Source organism: Micromonospora sp. AMSO12t (assembly GCF_008806585.1).
GTDB lineage: Bacteria > Actinomycetota > Actinomycetes > Mycobacteriales > Micromonosporaceae > Micromonospora > Micromonospora reichwaldensis.
Window position 1 is genome coordinate 1 of sequence record NZ_WAAS01000343.1, and the last position, 5832, is coordinate 5832.

The 5832-nt window shown below is 74.1% G+C and carries 4 protein-coding genes; 2 read left to right on the top strand and 2 right to left on the bottom strand.

Translation table 11 applies throughout. From position 1 onward, the window contains the following. Positions 1-367: 367 nt before the first annotated feature. Together F6X68_RS29830 and F6X68_RS29835 are read right to left on the bottom strand one after the other, a co-directional pair. Positions 368-2173, bottom strand: a complete 1806-nt coding sequence (locus F6X68_RS29830; protein WP_151457370.1) for a serine hydrolase domain-containing protein — start codon at positions 2171-2173, stop codon at positions 368-370. Positions 2174-2186: 13 nt separating this feature from the next. Then, complete coding sequence (locus tag F6X68_RS29835; RefSeq protein WP_151457371.1) at positions 2187-4007, bottom strand: glycoside hydrolase family 3 protein; 1821 nt, start codon at positions 4005-4007, stop codon at positions 2187-2189. A 176-nt stretch (positions 4008-4183) separates the two neighbouring features. Between F6X68_RS29835 and F6X68_RS29840 the strand changes: the two genes are divergently transcribed. Next, positions 4184-4759 carry an RNA polymerase sigma factor gene (locus F6X68_RS29840; protein WP_225852509.1) on the top strand — a complete coding sequence of 192 codons (576 nt, stop codon included), beginning with the start codon at positions 4184-4186 and terminating at the stop codon, positions 4757-4759. After that, positions 4752-5471, top strand: a complete 720-nt coding sequence (locus F6X68_RS29845; protein WP_151457373.1) for a hypothetical protein — start codon at positions 4752-4754, stop codon at positions 5469-5471. Before F6X68_RS29840 ends, F6X68_RS29845 begins: the two co-directional genes overlap by 8 nt. The last annotated feature ends 361 nt before the right edge of the window (positions 5472-5832 follow it).

The following is a 5832-nucleotide window of genomic DNA, read 5'->3' on the forward strand; positions in this document are numbered from 1 at the left end:
CCACCCCGGGGACAGATCCAGCCACGACGCCGATCAATCGGTTCACTGACCCTAGTGGTGGCTCGTCTCGCTTCGGTTAAAAACGGTGACGCGTAGGCGTCGATAAATTGACTGCATTCGGCGGGCCGAGTCGGGTCATGGCCCTTCATGGCGGCTTGACCCTGTTCGACGCGATGTGTTCTCCGGACGCGCGGGTTCGGCGACCGACAATGGCTCGGCAGGTGCGACCGGAAACCCCGCGTCGGGTCCGGCGAATCGTCACACCTCGGCCAGCGCCGCCGGCGTTTTCGAAACTCCTGTCACGCTGCGGCGCCCGGCCGAGCGGTGGTGGCACGGGCGACGCGGGCCGGCGCGCGCCGTGGTCCGGTCAGGTGCGGGCAGGCGACCAGCCGACGGGAACGAGCCGGGCGGCGTCGGCGCCCTCGCCCTGGAAGAGCAACCCGTCCCGGTCCGCCGCCACGATCCGGTCGACGTAGACGCCCCGACCCTGGCTGGAGGCGTCGGTGGTGCTGCTGAAGCGCAGGTGGGTCGCCCGGTCGGGCAACTCGACCGAGACCTGCCACCAGACCCGGCCGCCGTGGCCGGTGACCGTGCCGTCACTGCTCCACCGCCGGTCGGCGTGGCGCAGCAGCAGTCGTCCCGGGGCCCACGTCGCTCCGCCGTCGGTGGAGACCTCGAAGCGGGCGCTGTCGAAGCGGGGCTCGGTGTCGTACCAGAGCAGGAAGCTCGCCGTGCCGCCCCGCGCCGGCCGGCGCAGCGGGGCCGTGAGGGTGACCGTCGCGAGGTCGCGTGGGTCGGCCCGCCACGCCTCGCGGGACCGGGGTCGCACCGGCATCGCCTCGGCGAGATCGCGCGCGACGGCGCGCCGGGCGACGTTGTTGCTGCCCCAGCCGCGGTCGGGGTGCACCCGGTTGCTGAGCAGGATGACGAACGAGTGGGAGAGTGGGTCGACGACGATCGACGTCCCGGTGAAGCCGGTGTGCCCGAACGCCACCGGGGAGGAGAGCCCCATCATGTACCAGTGCTTGTCGAGCTCGAAGCCCAGCCCGCGATCGCTCTCGGGGTAGGCCTGCTCCAGCGGGGCGTTGTAGTTGACCAGCATCGCGCGCACCGTGTCCGCGCGCAGGATGCGTCGCCCCCGGTACTCGCCGCCGTTGAGCAGGGACTGGCAGAGCACGGCCAGGTCCGCCGCGGTGGAGAACACCCCCGCGTGCCCGGCGACGCCGCCGAGCGACCACGCGTTCTCGTCGTGCACCTCACCCCAGACCATGCCCCGTCCGGCGTACGGCTGGTACTCGGTGGCGGCGATCCGCGACCGCCGCTGCGGCCCCGGGTTGTAGCCGGTGTCGGTCATGCCCAGCGGGGCGGTGACGCCGTCGGCGACGAGCGCGGCCAGCGGGCGGCCGGTCACCCGTTCCACCAGCACGCCCAGCGCGATCAGCCCGAGGTCGGAGTACACGTACCGGGTACCGGGCTCCGCACCGGGCGCGAGCGGCGTGGCGAGCGCGGCGGCGAACCGCTCCGCCGGCGTCGGGTACCTGCTCCACAGGGGGACGAAGGCGGGCAGGCCCGAGGTGTGGGTGAGCAGCATCCGTACGGTGACCGTCGCCTTGCCGCCGGCGGCGAACTCCGGGACGTAGCGGGCGACTGGCGCGTCGAGGTCCACCCGTCCCCGCTCGACCTGCTGCATGACCACGATGGTGGTGAACAACTTCGACACCGACGCCAGGTCGAAGATGGTGTCGGGCCGCATCGGGATCTGCTCGTCGGCGGGGAGTTCCACCCCTGCCAGCCCGGGCGGCGGACCGACGGCGGCGTACTTCACCGCGGCGCCCACCGCGGCGTGCTGCACGACCACGCCGTCCTTGGCCGCCAGGACCACGGCGCCCGCGTACGCGGGATGGCCGGGGTGGTCCGGCGTCGGCTCGAGGTACGCCGCCAGGTCGGCGGGCATGCGGTCCACGTGCTCGGGGAGCAGACCGACCTGGCGGGCGTGGCCGGGCCGCAGCGTGTCGTGCCGGAAGTGGATGTCGGCGGGCGTGACGACCGGCGGCGCCGAGCCGGCCGGCGGCGGCGTGGCCCCGGCCGCCGTGGCCGGCAGGGCCGCGCCCAGGACGGCCACGGTCAGGCCGATCGCGAGTGGTCGGAGCGCGGGTGGGCGGAGCGACGACATGGTGGGTTGCCTCCTACCAGCTCATGCCGTGGCCGTAGGGGTAGAGCACGGTGCCCGCGCCCTCGGCCGTGGGGATCGTGACGGGAAGCCGCCCACGGGGGGACAACTCGCCGTGCAGCGCGCGGACGAGGGCGTCCATCGCCGCCCGCGTGTACGAGTAGGTCGCCAGGTAGGTGGTCACGCCCGGCAGGTACGCGACGTCGTAGGGGTCCCGGACCGCCGCCACCACCACGGGCTTCCCCGTGCCGAGCAGCGCGGCGACGAGACGCCGCTGGGTGCCGCGCGGATCGGTGACGGTCGTGTCCCACGCCTTGTTGGTCAGCACGACGGTGAGGTCGTGCTCGGCCGCCAGCGCGGCCGTCGCGGTGATCGTCTGATCCGAGGGCAGGGTCGCGGGCCGGGCGGTGGCCCGGGCGCCGCGGGCGGTGAACCCGTCGGCGACGGTCTCGACCGGCGCGAAGGCGGCGCTGTTCCAGCCGGTGACCAGCACCGAGCGCTGCCCGGGGCCCAGCGGCAGCAGCCCCGCGTCGTTGCGGACGGCGGTGAGGGTCGGGTCGGTGACCCGCGCCACGGCGGCGAGGTGTTCGGGCGCCCCGACCGTGCGTACGGCCTGCTCGACGTCGACCAGCGGCGACCGGGCGAGGCCCTGCCGGTACTTCATGGCGAGGATGCGCCGGACCGACTCGTCGACGCGCCGCTCGGTCAGCTCGCCGCTGGCGACGGCCCGCAGCACCGCGTCCCGGGCCAGCCGCAGGTCCGGCGGCATCAGGAGCTGGTCGGCGCCGGCCTTGAGCGCCAGGACGGGCACCCGGTCGTCGCCGTACTTGCGCCGCACGGCGGCCATGTTCAGCGCGTCGGTGACGATGACGCCCCGGAAACCGAGCTCGCCGCGCAGCACGCCGGTGAGGATCGTCGGCGACAGCGTGGCCGGGTCGCCGGAGGGGTCGAGCGCGGGTACCACGATGTGCGCCGTCATGATCGATTCGACGCCGGCGCTGATCGCCCGCCGGAACGGCGGCGCGTCGATCCGGTTCCACTCCTGTCGGGTGTGGTCGATGACGGGCAGGTCGGTGTGGCTGTCCGTGGCCGTGTCGCCGTGGCCGGGGAAGTGCTTCGCCACCGCGGTCACGCCGGCGCCGTCCTGGAACCCGGCGACCTGGGCGGCGGTCAGCTCGGACACCAGGTGGGGGTCGGCGCCGAAGGACCGTACGCCGATCACCGGGTTGCCGGGGTCGACGTTGACGTCGGCGATCGGCGCGTACGGCTGGTGGATGCCGACCGCGCGCAGCTCGCGTCCGGTGATCTTCGCGGCCTCGTGGGCGGCCCGGGGCGACCGCCCGGCGCCCAGGGCCATCGACCCGGGGAACTGCGCGGCGGGGGCGGGCATGCGCAGCACCACGCCCTGCTCCTGGTCGGTGGAGACGAGCAGGGGCACCCGCCCCTTCGTGCCGTCGCCGACGGCGGCCCGCTGCAACCCGTTGGAGAGGGTGGCGATCTGGCGCGGGCTGTCGAGGTTGTGAGACCACAAGAAGTAGCAGACGCCGCCGAGGTGGAACTCGTCGACGACCTCGGCGGGCGTCTCGACGCCGAACGCCGCGCGGTTGGCGGCGCGGTCGGCGGCCGAGGGTTCGGTGGCGTCGGCGCCGTAGACGTAGGTGGCGAAGAGTTGGCCGACCTTCTGCGCCAGGCTCATGTGCCGCAGTGTCGAGGTGACCCAGCCGTGCTCGCCGCCCGGTGGGCGCGCGGGCGCGGCGGAGGCCTGGACGGGCAGCGGTGCGAGGGTGGTCGACAGGGTGACCACCAGGACGGTCGCGGTAACGAGTCGGGCCTTCATCGACGACGACCTCTCAGTCCGGATGGCTGAAACTTAGCTACGCATCGATGAATCGTCAAGAAGGATTGCTACAGGCCGGGCCGAACCCCGGCGTGGCCGGCGGGACGGCGGAGAATGCGACCGGAGAGCTTTTCGCGCTGCGGCGGAACCCGCAGGGCGCCGGTGGTGTCATCAACGTGTCCCCATCGGAGGTACCCCTGAACGACGAAGACCTGGTCACCCGCGCCCGGGCGGGCGACCTGGAGGCGTACGAACTCCTGGTCGCCCGGCACACCGCGTCCGCGTACCGGACGGCGGTGCTGCTCGGCGCGGGTCCGGACGCGGAGGACGTCATCCAGGAGGCGTTCGTGAAGGGACATCGCAAGATCTCCCGCTACCGGGGAGAGTCGTCGTTCCGGTCGTGGCTGCTGGCGATCGTGGCCAACGAGACCCGCAACCTGCACCGGTCGCGCGGCCGGCGCGACGGGCTCGCCCTGCGCGCGGCCGTGGCGAACCCGCCCGCGGAGATCGGTGAGGACGCCGCCGTCGAGGCCGTCCTCGCCGGGGAACGCCGGGCCACCCTGGTGCGGGCCCTGCGCTCGCTGCCGGTGAAGGACCGTGAGGTGATCGTGTGCCGGTTCTTCCTCGACCTCAGCGAGGACGAGACCGTGACCATGCTGGGCTGGCCGCGCGGCACGGTGAAGTCGCGGACCTCCCGGGCACTGGCGAAGCTCCGCGGCCTGCTCGACGTCGCGGAGGTGCGCCGTGGATGACCTCGAACGCGAACTGCGCGACCTCGCCGCCTGGCTGGAGACGCCCGACCCGCCCGACGTGACCGCCCGGGTACGCGCACGCCTCGCCGCGCCCCCGCCGAGGCGACGCCGGTGGCGCCACCTCGTGGCCGCGGCACTCGCCGCCCTGGTCGTGGCGGCGCTGCCGCCGGGTCGCGCGGCCCTCGCCGACGCCGCCGCCGGGCTGCTGCGCTTCGCCGGCATCACGGTCGCCACGACGCCCGACCCGGCGCGTCCCACCGGCGTCGCCTCGCCACTGCCGACGCAGCGGCCCGCCACCGTGGCCGAGGCGCAGCGGAAGGTGCGCTTCCCCGTCCGCACCCCGACGAAGCTGGGCCCGCCCGAGCAGGTACTGGTCGCCGACCCCGACGGCGCGGGCTTCTGCCGGGTGGCGACGCTGCTCTACCGCGGGGGAGCGCTGCGCATCGACGCCTTCGACGGCCGTCTCGACCTGGCCTTCCACAAGCAGAGCAGCGCGGCGGGTGCCAGCTGGGTCCAGGTCGACGGCGACTTCGCCGTCTGGATCGGCGCCCCGCACCCGGTCTCCTACGTGGATCGCACCGGCGCCGTCCGGGTGGAGACCGCGCGGCTCGCCGCCGCCACCCTGATCTGGCAGGGGGCCGACGTCAGCTACCGCATCGAGGGAGACCTCACCAGGTACGAGGCGATCGAGATCGCCAGGTCGCTGGGTTAGGCGGTCGTGCCGACCCGGGCCCACCACCCCGGGGCCCGGGTCGGGAACCCGGGAGAGCCGGCCGGTGTCCCGACAGTGAGGAAGCACGAGCAGGTCGTCGGGAGGCGTGAGATGGGTTCAGCGCGCAGGGTGTTGCTGGGGGCAGTGGTCCTGTTGGCGGGGTGTACGACAGGGGGACGACCCGCCCCGCAGGCCGCCTCTCCGCCCGCCCCGAAGACTGCCTCTTCGGCCGCCCAGCCGGCCGCCTCTCCGGCCGTGACGGCGTCGACGGGCGCGGCCTCGGGCGCCGCCACCGGCTGCGGTTCCCGGGTCGAGACGGGACCGCTGCCCGACTGGGCGGACGCCGGGTTCAGCGGGAGCA